This is a genomic window from Avibacterium sp. 20-132 (genome assembly GCF_023611925.1).
In the GTDB taxonomy this organism is placed as follows: domain Bacteria; phylum Pseudomonadota; class Gammaproteobacteria; order Enterobacterales; family Pasteurellaceae; genus Avibacterium.
In genome coordinates this window covers 2,420,312-2,437,617 of sequence record NZ_CP091456.1, presented here as the reverse complement: position 1 = coordinate 2,437,617, position 17,306 = coordinate 2,420,312, and the positions used below count along the sequence as shown (strand labels likewise).

General features: G+C 40.6%; 18 protein-coding genes. 8 read left to right on the top strand and 10 right to left on the bottom strand.

Features of this window, described 5'->3' with window-relative positions; genetic code table 11:
- Positions 1-27: 27 nt before the first annotated feature.
- The 3 genes from folK to dksA form a co-directional block, all read right to left on the bottom strand.
- A complete protein-coding gene (gene folK / locus L4F93_RS11780) occupies positions 28-522 on the bottom strand; it encodes a 2-amino-4-hydroxy-6-hydroxymethyldihydropteridine diphosphokinase (protein WP_250350416.1) in 495 nt (164 codons plus the stop codon).
- Positions 522-2,018 carry a polynucleotide adenylyltransferase PcnB gene (gene pcnB, locus L4F93_RS11775; RefSeq protein ID WP_268741079.1) on the bottom strand — a complete coding sequence of 499 codons (1,497 nt, stop codon included), beginning with the start codon at positions 2,016-2,018 and terminating at the stop codon, positions 522-524. Before pcnB ends, folK begins: the two co-directional genes overlap by 1 nt.
- A gap of 119 nt (positions 2,019-2,137) precedes the next feature.
- Positions 2,138-2,575: an RNA polymerase-binding protein DksA gene (gene dksA, locus L4F93_RS11770; RefSeq protein WP_250350415.1), complete on the bottom strand. Its 438-nt coding sequence runs from the start codon at positions 2,573-2,575 to the stop codon at positions 2,138-2,140.
- 377 nt (positions 2,576-2,952) lie between these two features.
- Here dksA and L4F93_RS11765 point away from each other — a divergent pair, with 377 nt between their 5' ends.
- Positions 2,953-4,401, top strand: coding sequence for an NAD-dependent succinate-semialdehyde dehydrogenase (locus L4F93_RS11765; protein ID WP_250350414.1), 1,449 nt, complete (start codon positions 2,953-2,955; stop codon positions 4,399-4,401).
- A gap of 42 nt (positions 4,402-4,443) precedes the next feature.
- On the opposite strand, the gene argA is transcribed toward L4F93_RS11765, so the two are convergent.
- Together argA and L4F93_RS11755 are read right to left on the bottom strand one after the other, a co-directional pair.
- Complete coding sequence (argA, locus tag L4F93_RS11760) at positions 4,444-5,757, bottom strand: amino-acid N-acetyltransferase (RefSeq protein WP_250350413.1); 1,314 nt, start codon at positions 5,755-5,757, stop codon at positions 4,444-4,446.
- Between the two features lie 120 nt (positions 5,758-5,877).
- Entirely contained in the window at positions 5,878-6,141 is a 264-nt protein-coding gene (locus tag L4F93_RS11755) for a GrxA family glutaredoxin (protein WP_250350412.1), read from the bottom strand.
- A gap of 199 nt (positions 6,142-6,340) precedes the next feature.
- Here L4F93_RS11755 and L4F93_RS11750 point away from each other — a divergent pair, with 199 nt between their 5' ends.
- Together L4F93_RS11750 and ycfP are read left to right on the top strand one after the other, a co-directional pair.
- Entirely contained in the window at positions 6,341-7,258 is a 918-nt protein-coding gene (locus L4F93_RS11750) for an ATP-grasp domain-containing protein (RefSeq protein ID WP_250350411.1), read from the top strand.
- Between the two features lie 110 nt (positions 7,259-7,368).
- Positions 7,369-7,908, top strand: coding sequence for an alpha/beta hydrolase YcfP (gene ycfP / locus L4F93_RS11745; protein ID WP_250350410.1), 540 nt, complete (start codon positions 7,369-7,371; stop codon positions 7,906-7,908).
- Positions 7,909-7,952: 44 nt separating this feature from the next.
- Here ycfP and L4F93_RS11740 read toward each other — a convergent pair whose 3' ends face one another.
- From L4F93_RS11740 to L4F93_RS11725, 4 genes are read right to left on the bottom strand one after another with little or no spacing between them, the layout of a single operon-like run.
- Complete coding sequence (locus L4F93_RS11740) at positions 7,953-8,561, bottom strand: hypothetical protein (protein ID WP_250350409.1); 609 nt, start codon at positions 8,559-8,561, stop codon at positions 7,953-7,955.
- Between the two features lie 58 nt (positions 8,562-8,619).
- Positions 8,620-9,009: a SufE family protein gene (locus tag L4F93_RS11735; protein ID WP_250350408.1), complete on the bottom strand. Its 390-nt coding sequence runs from the start codon at positions 9,007-9,009 to the stop codon at positions 8,620-8,622.
- A 4-nt stretch (positions 9,010-9,013) separates the two neighbouring features.
- Positions 9,014-10,213, bottom strand: a complete 1,200-nt coding sequence (locus tag L4F93_RS11730; protein ID WP_250350407.1) for an aminotransferase class V-fold PLP-dependent enzyme — start codon at positions 10,211-10,213, stop codon at positions 9,014-9,016.
- Positions 10,203-10,736, bottom strand: coding sequence for a thermonuclease family protein (locus L4F93_RS11725; protein ID WP_250350406.1), 534 nt, complete (start codon positions 10,734-10,736; stop codon positions 10,203-10,205). The genes L4F93_RS11730 and L4F93_RS11725 overlap by 11 nt, the downstream gene beginning before the upstream one ends.
- 123 nt (positions 10,737-10,859) lie before the next feature.
- Here L4F93_RS11725 and L4F93_RS11720 point away from each other — a divergent pair, with 123 nt between their 5' ends.
- From L4F93_RS11720 to L4F93_RS11710, 3 genes are read left to right on the top strand one after another with little or no spacing between them, the layout of a single operon-like run.
- Positions 10,860-11,273: a CidA/LrgA family protein gene (locus L4F93_RS11720; RefSeq protein WP_250350405.1), complete on the top strand. Its 414-nt coding sequence runs from the start codon at positions 10,860-10,862 to the stop codon at positions 11,271-11,273.
- Positions 11,270-11,956 (top strand): CidB/LrgB family autolysis modulator, encoded by a 687-nt coding sequence (locus L4F93_RS11715; RefSeq protein ID WP_250350404.1) that lies wholly within the window; start codon positions 11,270-11,272, stop codon positions 11,954-11,956. Before L4F93_RS11720 ends, L4F93_RS11715 begins: the two co-directional genes overlap by 4 nt.
- A 1-nt stretch (position 11,957) precedes the next feature.
- Complete coding sequence (locus tag L4F93_RS11710; protein ID WP_250350403.1) at positions 11,958-13,310, top strand: anti-phage deoxyguanosine triphosphatase; 1,353 nt, start codon at positions 11,958-11,960, stop codon at positions 13,308-13,310.
- A gap of 14 nt (positions 13,311-13,324) precedes the next feature.
- Here L4F93_RS11710 and L4F93_RS11705 read toward each other — a convergent pair whose 3' ends face one another.
- Positions 13,325-13,660, bottom strand: coding sequence for a hypothetical protein (locus L4F93_RS11705; RefSeq protein ID WP_250350402.1), 336 nt, complete (start codon positions 13,658-13,660; stop codon positions 13,325-13,327).
- Positions 13,661-13,896: 236 nt separating this feature from the next.
- Here L4F93_RS11705 and lrp point away from each other — a divergent pair, with 236 nt between their 5' ends.
- Together lrp and L4F93_RS11695 are read left to right on the top strand one after the other, a co-directional pair.
- Positions 13,897-14,376, top strand: a complete 480-nt coding sequence (gene lrp, locus L4F93_RS11700; RefSeq protein ID WP_103852795.1) for a leucine-responsive transcriptional regulator Lrp — start codon at positions 13,897-13,899, stop codon at positions 14,374-14,376.
- Position 14,377: 1 nt separating this feature from the next.
- Positions 14,378-17,272 (top strand): DNA translocase FtsK, encoded by a 2,895-nt coding sequence (locus L4F93_RS11695; RefSeq protein ID WP_250350401.1) that lies wholly within the window; start codon positions 14,378-14,380, stop codon positions 17,270-17,272.
- Positions 17,273-17,306: the final 34 nt, after the last annotated feature.

Here is a 17,306-nt window from a genome sequence, read left to right as displayed (position 1 = left end):
AATCCTATGCAGAGAAGGCAGCTCTTTTTAAAGTGCGGTGCTTTTTTGCCGTATTTTCATTTCGTGATTACTGAAACCTTGTACGAGATCTACGATTTTTTTACCATCAGGCAAGATTAAATTAGGGGCAATATCATACAATGGCACGATAACAAATTCGCGATTCTGCATATCATAATGTGGGATCGTTAAGCGTTCAGATTGAATGATGTCGTCTCCGTAAAGCAGAATATCTAAATCTAAGGTGCGTTCACCCCAACGTCGTAAACGGACACGCCCTTGTTCTTGCTCAATACGTTGCAGCTCATCAAGTAATGCTAATGGGGATAATGCAGTGGCTAGGCAGGCTACCGCATTGACATAATCAGGTTGATCTTGTGGACCTAAAGGCTTGCTTTGATAAAAATGGCTGACGCGCATTAATTGTGAGTGAGGCAGTTGCCCTAACGCGTGCAGTGCGTTTTCTAATTGTTTCACTGGGGTAGCTAAATTACTGCCTAAAGCGATATAAACCTGTTTCATTATACAACTTGCTCTTTCTGGGTTTTACGTCTTCTTGGACGATAACGTTTTTTCTTTGCGATTGGATGACGTTTTTGATGCGCTTTCAGCAACTCATTACGTTGTGCGTCGTTACTAAATTGATATTCGTGCCACCAAGTTGCCAATTCAATGGATTCCCCCCCTTCCACTTGTGCGCGCATTGCGAGCAAATCAAAGGCTGCACGGAATTTAGGGTGTGCCATTACACGTATTGGGGCGTTACCATTACGTTTGAGCAATTGTAATTGTAAGAACCAAATATCACGAATCACCCCAGTATGGCGGCGCGGTGCAGCAAGGCTTGTGCAAAGCTGATCAAGAATGTCGTTGCTGGCTAAGGCGTAGGCATCGTGGTTATTTAAGCCACCTTCATTTTTCAGCATTTCCACTTTTTCTCTTAATGGATACCAGAAAAAGCAGGCAAATAAAAAGGCGGGGTTAATGCGTAATTTATCGGCAATGCGTTCATCGGTAGAGGTGAGCGCAGTCAAAATCATTCGCTCTGCAAAGCTATCTTGCTTTTCGGTGAAATAAGGTATTAGCGTTGGGAAAAGCTGATCAAACAAGGTGTATTGGCGCAGTAGATGATAGGTTTTTACGCCATTACCTGTTTGTAAGAGTTTTTGTGCCTCATCGTATAAGCGAGCTGGCGGAATATTGCGTAATAGGTGTGCCATTTGTTTGATTGGCGCTTCTGTCGGCTTTTCTAAAAACATATCCAATTTTGCCATAAAGCGAATGGCACGCAACATACGCACAGGATCTTCTTGATAGCGAATGACGGGATCACCAATTAAACGTAATTTGCCCGCTTTAATATCTTCAATGCCGTTGTAGAAATCACGCAGCGTGTTATCTTGCGGATTATAATAAAGGGCATTTACGCTGAAATCACGGCGTTCCGCATCTTGTTCTAGCGTGCCGTACACATTATCACGCAGTAACATTCCTTCATCACTTTGCTTAGATTGGCGTTCGTTATTATGTTCAGAATGGCTAGCGCGGAAAGTGGCGACTTCGATAATATCACGTCCAAACATCACGTGTGCCAAGCGAAAACGGCGACCAATCAAACGGCATTGGCGTTGAAAAATGGCTTGAATTTGTTCTGGACGGGCATTGGTTGCCACATCAAAATCTTTGGGTTTTTTATCCAGTAACAAATCTCGCAAACAGCCGCCTACCACATAGGCTTCATAACCGTTACGTTGTAATTTTTGCACCACCGTAAGCGCATTTTTACTGATCATTCTCGGTTGAATACCATATTGTGACGCATTAATAATATGTTTCTGAGTGCGATGAGCTGTTTTGCCTTGCGGTTTTTTTTCTCGCGACGTGGCATTTTCTACTAAAGCCACAGCAGGTCTAGCTTTGCTAGGGCTGGCTTTAATCTGTTTTTTATTTGCTCGTTTATGAGAAATTTTTTTCGAGCTCGTTTCTTGTGTTGCGTTATCTGTTTTCTTTTTAAACAGATTTTTAATTAAGGTTAAAATAGCGAACCCCTTGCTTAAAAAGCGAAATGATATTAATCAAAAGTGCGGTGAAAAATTACCGCACTTTGTAACTTAATAAACCTCTTTATGTCGGCGCATTAGCCGATCATCTGTTTCTCACGAATTTCAGATAAGGTTTTACAATCAATGCAAAGATCGGCGGTTGGGCGAGCCTCTAAGCGGCGAATACCAATTTCAATACCGCAGGAATCACAATAGCCGAAATCGCCACTGTCGATTTTTTTCAGTGTATGTTCAATTTTTTTCATTAATTTACGTTCACGATCGCGATTGCGTAATTCTAAGCTAAATTCCTCTTCCTGCGTGGCGCGATCTGCGGGATCAGGGAAGTTTGATGCTTCATCTTGCATATAAGCCACAGTGCGTGAGGTTTCTTCTTGAATTTGTGCGTGCCACGCTTCAAGGATTTTTCTAAAGTGAAGAATTTGATCATCATTCATATATTCTTCACCTTCTTTTGGTTGATAAGGCTCCACTCCGGCTAACGCTAATAAACTTAAAGAGGATTGAGTCATTGGTATCTCCTAATAGTAATTCATCCATTTTAACTTAGTATAACTGACCTCATTATCACCATAGGAATAGCAAAATTCAGCTATATTTTTGACCGCACTTTCGCGTTAAGTTAAGACTTTTTGAGGAGAGCCTATTTCCATCTCAAAATTAGGCTCTTTTTAAAGAGCGGTATAAATATCAGAACTTTGAGCAATTGGCAAATAAATTTACATAAGAAAAAATATTTTTACAAAATAAATCTCAATTTTGCGATCTAGCTAACAAAATGCCTGCATTCAAAATGGCTAATTGCGAGGAAAACATAAAAAAAGACTAGACAAGCTTTTAATTGCGCGAGTATCTTTTAAGCATCGTTTTTCAAAAAGAGAGAGACAAAATGCAAACATTTTCATTAATCAAAACAAAAGGCTATATTAATGGTGAATATGTCGAAAGTGCAAATGGGCAAACTTTTGCGGTGCTAAACCCTGCAACACAACAAGAAATTTGCCAAGTGGCCGATTTAGGTGTAGTAGAAACAGAACGTGCCATTTTAGCCGCGGAACAGGCACAGAAACAGTGGAAACAGACATTGCCGAAAGAGCGAGCGAATATTTTAACCCATTGGTATGATTTGGTGTTGCAACATCAAGAAGCGCTTGCACAACTCATTAGTTTAGAACAAGGAAAACCGATTGCTGAAAGTCGTGGTGAAGTGCTTTATGGGGCAAGTTTTATCCAATGGTTTGCCGAAGAAGCAAAGCGAATTCAAGGGGATATGTTGCCGTCAGATAAAGGTCATCATCGTTTAATGGCAATAAAACAGCCTATTGGTGTGGTGGCTGCTATTACCCCTTGGAATTTTCCTAATGCTATGATTACCAGAAAAGCTGCGCCTGCTTTGGCGGCTGGCTGTGCTGTGGTGCTAAAACCTGCTCCTGAAACCCCATTATCTGCCTTAGCCCTCGCGGAATTAGCCAGCCAAGCGGGGTTGCCAAAAGGTTTGTTGAATGTCATTCCTACCACCCAAGCCGTAGAAGTTGGAAAAGTGCTTACAGCAAGCCCAATTATTCGCAAATTAACGTTCACCGGTTCAACCAAGGTGGGCAAACTATTAATGGCACAATCGGCGAGTACGGTGAAAAAATTATCCTTAGAACTGGGAGGTAATGCACCCGCTTTGGTATTTGATGATGCGGATTTAGACACTGCCGTGGAAGGTGTGTTTGCGTCTAAATTCCGTAATGCAGGGCAAACTTGTATCTGTACGAATCGCATTTATGTACAATCGGGAATTTATACGGCATTTTTGCAAAAATTCAGCGAAAAAGTACAACAAATTACCTTGGGTAAAGCCAATGAACCTAATGTGACAATGGGGCCATTAATCCGCCAAAGTGCTGTGGATAAAGTACAAAGTCACATTGATGATGCGTTACAAAAAGGGGCGAAACTTGTACTTGGCGGTAAACCTGCCAATCTTGGTGGCACATTTTTTCAACCCACGGTTTTAAAAGACGTTGACCAGACAATGTTAGTTGCCAAAGAAGAAACCTTTGCTCCTTTAGCACCAATTTTTAAGTTTGACACGGAAGAAGAGGGCATCGCAATGGCAAATGATACCGAATTTGGGCTAGCAGCTTACTTTTTCACACAAAATATTCATCGTATTTGGCGAGTATCAGAAGCCTTAGAATATGGTATCGTGGGCATTAATGAAGGATTGGTTACGAATGAATTTGCCCCATTTGGTGGAGTGAAAGAATCGGGTATTGGGCGAGAAGGTTCTCGTTATGGTATAGAAGAATTTTTAGAGCTAAAATACCTTTGTTTAGGCATAAAATAAAGTGCAAAAATAAGGGGCAAATGTTGCCCCTTTGTTGTGATGTTATGCCTCTAAATGTTGAATCAAAATCTTGGAACGACGCTGATAATTGTATTTTTCTCTTTTTTCTACGGGCAGATCTTCTACCTGAGCTAAGTAAAATCCTCGTTCTTGAAACCAATGTACTGTACGCGTGGTGAGGACAAATAATTTCTCAATTTGCTGTTCTTTTGCTCGTTTTTGAATGGCTTCTAATAAAATATCGCCGCGAGAAGAATTACGATAATCAGGGTGAACGGCAACGCACGCCATTTCTGCCATTTTTTCCTGTGGATAAATATTAAGTGCTGCGCAAGCAATGACTACGCCATCACGATCAATAATGGTGTAATTTGCAATCTCCATTTCAAGTTGCTCACGAGAACGTTTAACCAAGATGCCTTGCTGTTCCAATGGGTGGATAAGCTCTAATAATGCGGGAATATCCGCCACGTTGGCAAGGCGAATATGTTCTGAATTTTCCATTGAAAGCTGCGTTCCCACACCATCTCGAGTAAACAGTTCTTGTAGCAATGAACCATCTTCTTCATAACTTAATAAATGAGAACGTTTTACCCCCGCACGACAAACCTCAATCGCCGCCTGCAAGAAGCGGGCTTGCGAGCTGTGATATTGATTTTGGGAAATCAATTGAGTTAAATATTTTTCTGCCTCTTGAGGTAACAAATCGGCAATGGTTTCTTGCTGCTCATTTAAAATACCTTGTGTATTAGAAAACGCGATCAGTTTTTCTGCTTTAAGTTTGATTGCCACTTGTGTTGCGATTTCTTCAAAAGGTAAATTAAAGGTTTCCCCTGTTACAGAAGGGGCGATAGGACCGAGTAGCACAATGGATCCCTGATCCAGTTGTTGCTGAATTTTTTCACTATCAATACGACGAATTTTTCCACTGAGTTGATAATCAACCCCCTCATCTACGCCAATCGGTTGTGCCAAAATAACATTACTACTCACGACATTGATCACCGCTGAATGAGGTAAGCGTAAGGAAAGACGGGCGGCAATATCATAATTTAATTTACCTACTGCCTGTTTTACTATGTCAAGACTATGGGGATCGGTAATGCGAATATTTTTATGGTACGTTGGTGTAATGCCTTGTTGTTCAAGGAGATGATTAATTTGCAACCTTGCGCCAAACACAATAGCTAATTTAATGCCAAGGCTGTGGAGTAGGCTAATGTCATTGATAATATTGATGAAATTTGGGCTGGCAATGGTGTCGCCATCAAGCATAATCACAAAGGTTTTGCCTCTGTGCATATTTACATAGGGCGTGGATTGTCGAAACCACTGTACAAGTTCGGTGCTACGCATAACTTCCTTTTATAATTATTCATTTGTTTTGAATTTATATTCATTTTTGAAAATATGCAAGGGAAATTTTGCTGAGATAAAAAATGCGGTGAAATTTCACCGCACTTTGTTTTTTAGCAATTAGTTTACTATGTTGAATTGTTCTTTCATTAATGCCGCAAAATCGGTGTAACCTCCTATTGGTTTTTCATCAATGAAAATTTGTGGTACGGTTTCAACCGGTTTACCCACGGAAGCAGATAAATCAGCTTTGCTGATACCTTCTGCGATAATATCCACATAACGATAGTCAAAATCGCTTAAGGTTTCTTTTAATTTGTCAGCAAGCTCTTTTGCACGTACGCAATAAGGGCAACCGGGGCGACCAAAAATAACAACGAACATAATGATTTCCTTCTGTTGAGGCTAAGCACATTGGCTAGATAAAAATTCAATAGAGACAAAATGCTTAGCAAGATAAAAAATTGTGCAAATTGTACTGATTATGGCAAAAAGAATAAAGGAGTTTTTTGGCATTGTTGTAATTGGTGTAATATATCAACATTGCAATCTGATAACGTCTATCTTGTAAAAGTAGGGAAAAATGAACTTATTAATGTTATGCCGTGAGCCTCGTCTTTATAGCTGTCAGCGTTTGAAAGAGGCGGCTGAAAGTTGTGGACATCAAATAGATATTCTTGATCCAAACCGTTTTGTGCTAAAACTTAGCGAAAATACACCGCACTTTGAATTGTATTATCAGCCAAATCGCGACACAGAACCTTATTTATTACCCGATTATGATGGGGTGTTGCCGCGATTTGGGGCGACTAGTACGCAAATGGGCTGTGCGGTGTTGCAACATTTTCAGGCAAAAGGTGTCGCCTGTTTAAATGATGTTGAGCCTTTTTTAAACGCGAGAGAAAAGTGGCGGAGCTTGCAAATTTTAGTCCAGCGAGGTATTGCTGTTCCGCCTTCTTTGCTGGCGGGTAATGAAACGCAGGCTAAACAAAGCCTTGAACTTATCGGCTCACCAACGATTTTGAAAACCTTAAGTGGATCACAAGGCATTGGTGTGATTTTAGCGGAAAGCCAAAGTAGTGCCAGCAGTATTGTAGAAACGCTTAATCACTCTGGCGTTCCCGTCTTAATGCAGCAATTTATTCGCGAGGCACAAGGTGGTGATGTACGTTGTTTTGTGGTTGGGGGGAAGGTGATTGCGACAATGGAGCGTAAAGGGCAAGCAGGCGAGTTTCGCGCGAATATCCACCGTGGAGGAACAGGTGAACAAGTGTGGCTAAGTGAGCAAGAAAAACAAATTGCCCTGTCAGCTACCCAAGCTTTAGGCTTAGATGTGGCTGGAGTGGATTTAATTCGCTCACAGCAAGGTTTGTTAGTGTTAGAGGTTAATGCTAGCCCGGGCTTAGAAATGATCGAAAAAACCAGCGGTTTGGATATTGCATTGCAAATGATTTTGCATTTGGAGCGAAAAAGCCAAGACAGATCAAAAAATAATGAATAAATAGCAAGTGCGGTAGAAAAATCGCGTATTTTTTGTTTTAATAAAGTCGTTTTCTCGTAATTCTTGCGGTTTCTAACGGCATCCGCCCAATTTAACTAGGTGAGGTTTTTATGATTATTTATTTGCACGGTTTTGACTCTAATAGCCCGGGTAATCACGAAAAAATAATGCAGTTAAAATTTATTGATGACGATGTTCGATTCATCAATTACAGCACCTTACATCCGCGTTATGATATGCAATTTTTGCTCAATGAAGTGCATAAATTCGTGTCAGAAAGCAATGATAAAACCCCGCTCATTTGCGGTGTTGGGCTTGGTGGCTATTGGGCGGAACGCATAGGCTTTTTATGTGGTATTAAGCAGGCGATTTTTAATCCGAATTTGTTTCCCTATGAAAATATGCAAGGCAGAATTGATCGCCCCGAAGAATATCAAGATATTGCAACAAAATGCGTTGAAAATTTCCGTTTAAAAAATAAAGGAAAATGCTTAGTATTTCTTGCTACGCAAGATGATGTGCTAGATGCGCAGCGTAGCGCGGAAACCCTTTCCCCTTTTTATGAGATCGTTTGGGATAAAAACGAAGGGCATAAATTCAAAAAAATTTCGCAACATTTACAACAAATTAAAGCCTTTAAAGTAGGATAAAAAATCGGGCGGGTTGGAATTATCCGCCCGATTTTATTTGTTATTTAACTGTCTTCCTGTGTTTGTTGTTGAAATTCAAATTGTGGAGGAAGTTGGGGTTTTAATTCATCTTCATCAATTTTTTCGACATCTGGGGTATTAAGTAAAGGTTCTTCTTTACTGTGAGTACTTTTTTCCTTGCCGACTAGCTGTGGTAAAATTTTGCTGTAACTGCCTTTTGGTGATAAAGCACTGGTGATAAAAGCGCGGTTAAAGGCATCACTAAATTCTTTGTCTAGCACGGTGTCGTTTAAAATAAAATAGCCCTTGTTTGGCAAGGCAATGTAGCTTAATACATCATTAGGGGAGAAATCGGGAAAGATTTTTTGCAATTCTGCGAGCCAATTATCCGTATCCCCTTCTATCTTGAGGGCGTTGATTTCTTTGATTAAACTAATGGCGAAACTTTTGCCTTCCACGGGTTTATCAAAATTGAACGAGAGCATTAACGGGCGTTGATTTTCTTGATAATGGCCTGTTTCAGAATAGAGGCTTAAGGTGTAAATTTGAAACGGCCCCCAGTTATAATCAGCATTGCCCACCATTTTCCAATCAGCCCAAAGGGCGCTGGAAAATACGGTAGAAATTAAAAATGCGACAAGTTTCTTTTTCATTCTTTTTCCTGATAAATTGCTTGTGGCGATTATAGCAAGTTTTTTATTTTCGACAGATTTAATTTGTACAAGTTGCTAAATTTCGCACAATTTGTTCAATTTGTTTTAAACCATTTAAGCGAGAGTGGCTCAATCGTTGTGCGATCCCAAGTTCATCAAAATAAGCGGTTAAATCAAAAGATTGTAATTGTGCCGCTGTTTTGCCGTTAATTTCTTGCAAAATCAGCCAAAGCAAGCCGTTAATAATGCGTGCTTCGCTGAAGGCATTAAATAGAAAAGTGTGGTCGTTTTTTTCTTCAAATTTGAACCAAACCTTGGCTTCACAGCCAGAAATAGGTTGCATTTGAGCAAGGGTTTCTTCATCTGGGCGAGAGAGCATTTTTCCGCTTTGAATGATGAAACGATAGCGATCTTCCCAGTTTTTGGCGTTTTTTATTTTTGTTCTCATTGCATTAATCTAACAGTGCTAAAGCTTTATCCAAGGCGTTAAAAAAGTGTTCAATATCTTGCTCATTATTATAAGGGGCAAGAGAAAGGCGTAATGTACCACGTTGTCCAAGGCTTGCCAAATAAGGTTGTGCGCAGTGTTCGCCTGCACGCAAGGCAATATTTTGTTCGGCTAAAAGGGTAGCGAGATCAGAAAGATCAATATGTTTAAATAAAAAGCTAATAATTGGGCTGTGATCGTGATACGCAAAAAGCTGACAAGTGGGATATTGTTGCAAGCGCGCGATGATTTTTTCACTTAATTGAGCCACATACTGATGCACGGCATTTTTATCCCATTTTTCTAGCCATTCTAGCACCGCATTAAAGCCGATTACCCCAGCAATATTGGGCGTGCCAGCCTCTAGTTTATAAGGTAATTCAGCAAATTCAGTATGCTGTGGGCTGACGTTCTGAACCATTTTTCCACCGAATAGCAAAGGCTGAAGTCGGTTAAGTGCGGTCAATTTTCCGGCTAAAACGCCAAGCCCTGTGGGGCCATAGATTTTATGTGCCGAAAAGGTGAGAAAATCCACATCAAGCTGTTGTAAATCAATCGGGAGATGATGAATGGCTTGTGCTGCATCAGCTAAGATTAACGCGTTACTTTGGCGGCGAATAATGGGGATGAGATCGGCTAAAGGCTGTACCACACCTGTTACATTTGACATCATATTTAATGCCACAATTTTGCAGGTTTTTTGCACCGCACTTTTTAATGCACGATCATCAATAACGCCGTTAGTCTGCAATGGGAGGACGATTAGTTTCGCGCCTGTTTTTTGGCTTAACTGTTGCCAGCTAACAAAATTGGCGTGGTGTTCCGCTTCGCTGATGATGATTTCATTTTGTGGCGTAAGCTGTGGTAATAAGCCGTTAGCCACCAAATTAATGGAGTGCGTGGTGCCTGATGTCCAAATAATGCTTTGTTCACTTTCTGCATTGAGCAGTTTTTTCACTCTAGAACGAGCCTGTTCATAGCGCGTGGTTTGTTGTTCATCATATTGGCTGCGATGTACCGATCCGGCGGATTGATAGAAAGCAACCGTCGCATCAATCAAGGCTTGCGGTTTTAAGCTAGTGGCTGCGCTGTCGAAATAAACGGCTGCGTTAGGTTGTTGAAAATAAGGGAAATTTTTCCTAAATTCTGCGGGGTTAAAAGCCATAGAATAATCCTTTCTCTTTTTGTTGGCGTTTTTGTTTACGCTGTTCACTTTGTATTTTTCGCCATTGTTCAGGTGGAATGGGTTGCGGATCTTGCCATAAGCCGATGCGTTGTGAGCGTGCCAGCTGTTGGGCGGTAAAATAGTGTTGATCTTTTGCATAACGAGCATACACCCACGCCATTCCTTGCTTTATCATCATAAGATTTACATTTTGACCTTGTTGGTTGTACACCGTCGCGAGTGTACGTTGATAGCGGTCATAGCCTGTAATTTGAAGCTGAACAAATTGTTTATAAATCAGGTTTGCTAACGCTTGACGCGATTTATTACCAAAAGGTTGTTTCTTTTCTGGGGCATCAATGCTGTCTAAACGGACTTTGATTTGTTTGTTATTTTCAAGCAAGCAACGGAACGTATCGCCATCAGAAATCGCAACCACACGGCAAGGGATGATGCGTGTCGCATTGGCTTGGGGAAGCCAAAATAGTATCATAATAAAGAACAAGAAACGCTTTTTTAACATTCTGATCACATTGATTTTAAAAACTTTTGAAATTTTCCTTATTGTAACGAAAAGCCATAACAAAACGAATAAAATAAGAGTAGAATTATTGTGATTTTAATCAATTAACAAATTTGTAGCGGTATGACCCAGAAGATTTTTCAGTTATTACGTTCTTTTACGATTCTTTTTTTAATGCTTTTTCTCGGTGAGCAAATCGCTCGTTTTATTCCTATTGGCATACCGGGGAGTATTTGGGGATTGCTTTTATTATTCACCTGCTTAATGTTACAAGTGATTAAAGTGCATTGGATTTTTGCAGGTGCAAGCCTATTAATGCGTTATATGGCGGTGCTGTTTGTACCAGTAAGCGTCGGGATTATTCAATATTCTGATCTTTTACTCCGTCAAGCCAAGGTGCTATTAATTCCTAATGTGGTTGCGACAATGCTGACATTAGTGCTAAGTGGCATTTTGGCGGATTATCTTTTTTCCCAACAGTCTTTTGCTGGATTACGCAAAAAAGTCTTGAAAAAACGGGCTAAGGAGAGTAGATGATTTACGCCTATACTTTGCTCACCCTTGTGGTGTTTAGTGTTGCATTACAAATTAGTAAGCGTTTGAAATCAATTATTTTTAATAGTTTTATTCTTACCGTGGCAATGTTGATCAGTATTGTAGTAATGTTTGATGTACCTTATACCGATTATATGGCAGGTAATGCGCCGCTAAATCATTTATTAGGCGTGAGTGTGGTTGCCTTAGCCTTGCCCTTATATGAACAATTTCGCCAAATTAAAGAATATTGGAAAACGATCTTATTTATCACCGCACTTTCTTCGCTATTCTCTATGCTAGTGGGCGCGCTACTCGCCTTGTTATTAGGGGCAGAACCGGAAATTGTCGCGACCATTTTACCGAAATCAGTTACCACGCCCATTGCGATGGAGATTGCACAAAATATTGGTGGTATTCCTGCCGTTGCCGCGGCAGCCGTATTGATTGCAGGACTACAAGGCTCAATGTTTGGTTATTTAATTTTGAAAGTAATGAAAATAAAATATGCGGAATCCATTGGGCTTTCCATTGGTGCTGTTTCGCACGTTTTAGGTACGGTGAGTTGTATGGAAGTCGATCCTAAAGCGGGGAATTATAGCTCAATCGCCTTAGTGCTTTGTGGTATTCTAAGTTCCATTTTTGCCCCTTTTGTATTCAAATTCATTTATTTTTGGGTTGTGTAGAATGAAAAATGTAGTGAATAGCCTTTGGCACGAACGTTATATCCCAGATAACCCGCGAGAAAAAGATCATCGTCCACCATTTCGTCGAGATCGTGGACGTATTTTACACAGTGCAGCCTTTCGTTGCTTACAAGCCAAAACGCAAATTCACGCAGTGGGTGAAAATGATTTTTACCGCACACGTTTAACCCATTCTTTGGAAGTGGCGCAAATTGGTAGCAGCTTGGTCGCACAGCTTAAATTTACCGAAGCATTCGCCCATTTGTCCGAGCAATTAAAGATAGACAAAAGCGTTTTACAAAAACAGTTAAAGCCTTTATTACCTTCTAATGATCTGATTGAAAGCCTATGCTTTGCTCACGATATAGGGCATCCGCCTTTTGGACACGGTGGTGAAGTGGCATTAAATTATATGATGCGAGATCACGGTGGGTTTGAAGGCAATGCACAAACTTTCCGCTTATTAACCAAGTTAGAGCCTTATACTGCAAATGCAGGAATGAATTTAACCCGCCGAACCTTACTTGGTGTGGTGAAATATCCCGCCATTTTAGATTGTTCTTCACCACAGTATGGCGAAATTTTGCCGCAAGGGAATGAAAATCCCTTGTATGCCAAAATTGCGGATTGGAAGCCGGGAAAAGGGATATTTCGCGATGATGTTGAAATGTTTCACTGGCTATTAGCACCATTAAGTGAAGAAGATCGCCAGCTTTTTCAGCAATTTAGCAAACCAAGAACAATGCCGCAGCAAACATTAAAAACCTGCTATAAATCTTTAGATTGTAGCATTATGGAATTAGCGGACGATATTGCTTATGGCGTCCACGATTTGGAAGATGCCATTGTGGTTGGGGTGATTCATTTACATCAATGGCAAGACGCATTGTTGCAGCTTAAAAATAGCCCTTCTCAATGGATTAAGGCGAATATTGAAAGCCTGAGTGCAAAACTGTTTTCAGCCCACCATTATGAACGTAAAAATGCCATTGGGGCATTGGTAAATTATTTTATTACCAATGTGCGGTGGAAAATTCATCCTGAGTTTGATGACCCGTTATTACGTTATAATGCGGAATTGCCAGAAGATGTAATTAGCGTGTTGAAAGTGTTTACTGATTTTGTGTGGCGATATGTGATTCGTGATGTTAATACGCAACGCATTGAATATAAAGGGCAGCGGATGCTAACAGAAATGTTTCAAATTTTTGAGAGCGATCCTGAACGCCTGTTACCCCGTAATACGGCAGCGCGTTGGAAAAATGCAGCGCTAAATCAGAAAAAACGGATTATTTGTGATTATATCGCGGGAATGTCAGATGCTTATGCCATCAAAGTGTATCAACAGCTTTAATTCAACAAGGGAGGCTAAATACAGCCTCCACAACTTCCGCAACGCCAATCGTCTTTATTTACCGCTTGATAAAACCAGCGCATATAGTTTTCTTCTAACGGAATATCTGCAGCAATAAACACATCACTTAACCATTCAATATTAGCAAGAATCCAATCATCTTCATCAAGTCCCTCTAAGTAAAGTTCGTCGGTAGGATCAATGAAATTATAAATTCCCCTTGTTCCCATATCGTGTTCGCGTTTTTGTTCTGGGATTTCAAGTGGCTTGTCTTGATAAAAAATTTCCCAATGCCCTAAACAAAGGGTATTGCCTTGCGTACTCCAACGCGCAATGAATGGATTTTCCATAGTAAGTATGAGTTGTTATCAATCAGTGATTGAATTATTGATCCAATTAAAACAAAGCCGAATACCCAATTCACCTTATTTTTATAAGGGCATTATGTGAAAGTGCGGTGTGATTTTGAACGATTTTTCGTTTTTAAAGTCTGAAGTTTCCCTATAAAATTTTACAGAATAGTGTAAAATTAGTCGTTATTTCTATTTTAAGCGGTATTTTACCGTCGTTTACGGTGGAAAATTTTATGGAAAAAAAATTACCTAAAGCCCTTGATGCCATTGATATAAAAATTCTTAACGAATTACAACGTAATGGCAAAATTTCTAATATTGACCTTTCTAAGAAAGTCGGATTATCGCCAACCCCTTGTTTAGAGCGTGTAAAACGCTTAGAAAAACAAGGCGTGATTATGGGGTACCGTGCGTTGCTTAACCCTGAATTATTGGACTCGCCCTTGTTGGTGATTGTAGAAATTACCCTCGTACGCGGAAAACCCGATGTGTTTGAAGAGTTTAATGAAGCGGTGCAACAGCTTGATGAAATTCAAGAATGCCATTTGGTATCGGGGGACTTTGACTATTTACTCAAAACGCGTGTAGCGGATATGGCAGCATACCGCAAATTGCTTGGCACAACCTTATTGCGTTTGCCCGGTGTGAATGATACCCGTACCTATGTGGTAATGGAAGAAGTGAAACAGACCAATTTTTTACAATTAAAATAAGATGATTAAACGAATTACAGCAAAACTCACACCAAAACAATATATTGCAGAATTGTGTTTAGGTGTCATTTCTTTATTTGGTTTGTATTTGATTATTGCTTGGTCAAGTTACAGCCCTTTTGATAACACGTGGGCGGTGTCTTCCTCGCAGCCTGAAACCCTCAATAAAGCAGGGGCGTTGGGTGCTTGGCTCATCGGCTTATTTTTCACCTTGTTTGGACATATCGGCAATTTAATTCCTTTTATTTTATGCTTTGTGCCTATTTATTTATTCAAAACGAAAAAATTCACTCAGATCACTTGGATTAAAGCCATTCTTCGCACTTTCGGGGGCGTTTTACTCTTTAGTGGCTTAACTGCATTAGCGACGTTATTGCTCTCTAATACCAGCGCTTATCTGGCTGGTGGGGTGTTGGGTGGAAGCTTAGTGGTTGCGCTTTATCCTCTTTTGGGTAAAGCGGGGGTGATTTTATGTGCCTTATTGTCTGCAATCGCCGGGTTTATTTTATGTTCTGGTAAGGCGCTGATACAGCTTTTCATCAGATTTTACTATTGGCTTACAATGAATGAAGATAAAACCCCTGCGATGGCAATGCCAACTGAGCCGCAAGCAAACAGCGAATCTGAGCCTTTAGAAGAAATTATTATCCAAAAGCCAGCGCCAATTTCGTCATTACAAAATGAAAATGCAGAGCAAAGCGAAGCAAGCGAAGAGCAAAATAAAGATAACCAAACCTTTATTCAAATTAGTGGCTTACAAGAATTTGTTCAGCCAGAAGTGCCACTTGCACATAATCAAAGCCAAGCCGTTTCCAATAACCAAGAGTTTTTTGATCCGCGCCAAATGGAATCCCTTTCCAATTATGATGTAGGGCAAGAAGAGCCATTGCCGAATGTGCGTCTTCCTCAAGCAAGTACAGTAACAAGCCCAGCTACACAAATTGGCGTAAGCACAGAACAGACAATGGTTGAGCCTGTTCAACCTGTTGTAGCACAGAAGAATTCAGCGGTGCAGACAAATTTACCAAATGTGGCTGATTTACCAAGTGCGGTGGATTTTTCCAGCGAATTTTCTGCAATAACGCAGGAACCTGAATTAAAGGTATCCATTCCTGATTATTCCTCAGAAAACCATTCAGAAACAGAAAATTGGGCAGAGCAAGAGAATGAAATGGATGAATTGGCACGTCAATTTGCAGAACAAGAACAACAACGTTTAGCGGAGATGGAACAGCGCGCAAAGGAAATCAATGCAGAGGAAGCCCTAACGCATATTCTTACCGAAAAATTACCAACAACGTATACTCAGCCGACAGAGAGTAAATCAGAGATCAGCCAGCCAGCTTACAAACCTTATGGGGATTCATTAATTCACCCTGCCTTTCAACAACAAGTGAAAAAAGCGGAAAAACCGACCACACCACTGCCAAGTTTAGATTTATTAGATAAGCGTGAAGTGGAAGAGCAAAATATCACCCGTGAGGAAATTTTGGAAACCTCACAACGAATTGAACAACAATTACGCAATTTTAATGTGAAAGCAAGCGTAAAAGATGTGTTGGTAGGCCCCGTGGTAACGCGCTATGAATTGGAATTGCAGCCCGGAGTAAAGGCCTCAAAAGTGACCAATATTGATACGGATTTAGCTCGTGCGTTAATGTTCCGCTCAATTCGTGTTGCTGAAGTGATCCCGGGTAAGCCTTATATTGGCATTGAAACCCCAAATTTACACCGCCAAATGGTGCCACTGCGTGATGTGCTAGATAGCCCGGCTTTCCGTGAATCAAAATCCTTGCTTTCAATGGCATTAGGAAAAGACATCAGTGGCAATCCAGTGATTGTCGATTTAGCAAAAATGCCTCATTTATTGGTTGCCGGTTCAACAGGGTCAGGGAAATCCGTTGGGGTGAATACGATGATTTTAAGTTTACTCTTTAGAGTGAAACCTGAAGAAGTAAAATTTATTATGATTGACCCCAAAGTAGTGGAGCTTTCTATTTATAATGACATTCCTCACTTGCTTACCGAAGTCGTTACCGATATGAAAAAAGCAGCGAATGCATTGCGTTGGTGCGTGGATGAAATGGAACGTCGCTATCAATTATTATCTGCTTTGCGAGTGCGTAATATTGAAGGCTATAATGAAAAAATTGACGAATATAACGCAATGGGAATGCCTATTCCAAATCCAATTTGGCGTCCGGGTGATACGATGGATACAATGCCGCCAGCCTTAGAAAAACTCAGCTATATTGTGGTGATTGTGGATGAGTTTGCCGATCTTATGATGGTAGCAGGAAAACAAATTGAGGAGCTTATTGCTCGCCTTGCACAAAAAGCCCGTGCCATTGGAATTCATTTAATTTTGGCTACGCAACGTCCTTCAGTGGATGTCATTACGGGCTTAATTAAAGCCAATATTCCAAGTCGTATTGCCTTTACCGTGGCAAGTAAAATTGACTCTCGTACCATTCTTGATCAAGGCGGAGCAGAAACGCTGTTAGGTCGAGGAGATATGCTTTATTCAGGGCAAGGGTCATCTGATTTAGTTCGTGTACACGGTGCCTTTATGAGTGATGATGAAGTGGCTCGAGTGGCTGATGATTGGCGAGCAAGGGGAAAACCTAATTATATTGATGGCATTTTAGACAGTGCTGATGAGGAAGAAGGGGAAGTCGCCCGCAGTGGTGATGAGGGCGATCTTGATGATCTTTTTGATGAAGTGATGAATTTTGTGATCGAAACAGGCACAACCTCTGCGTCATCAATTCAACGTCGTTTCCGTGTCGGCTTTAACCGTGCCGCACGCATTATGGATCAGCTTGAAGAACAGGGTATCGTATCACCATTGCAAAATGGAAAACGTGAAATTTTAGCTCGTCGCTCAGATTATTAGTTTAATCTTTCAGAAAATGACGTAAAAAATGCAA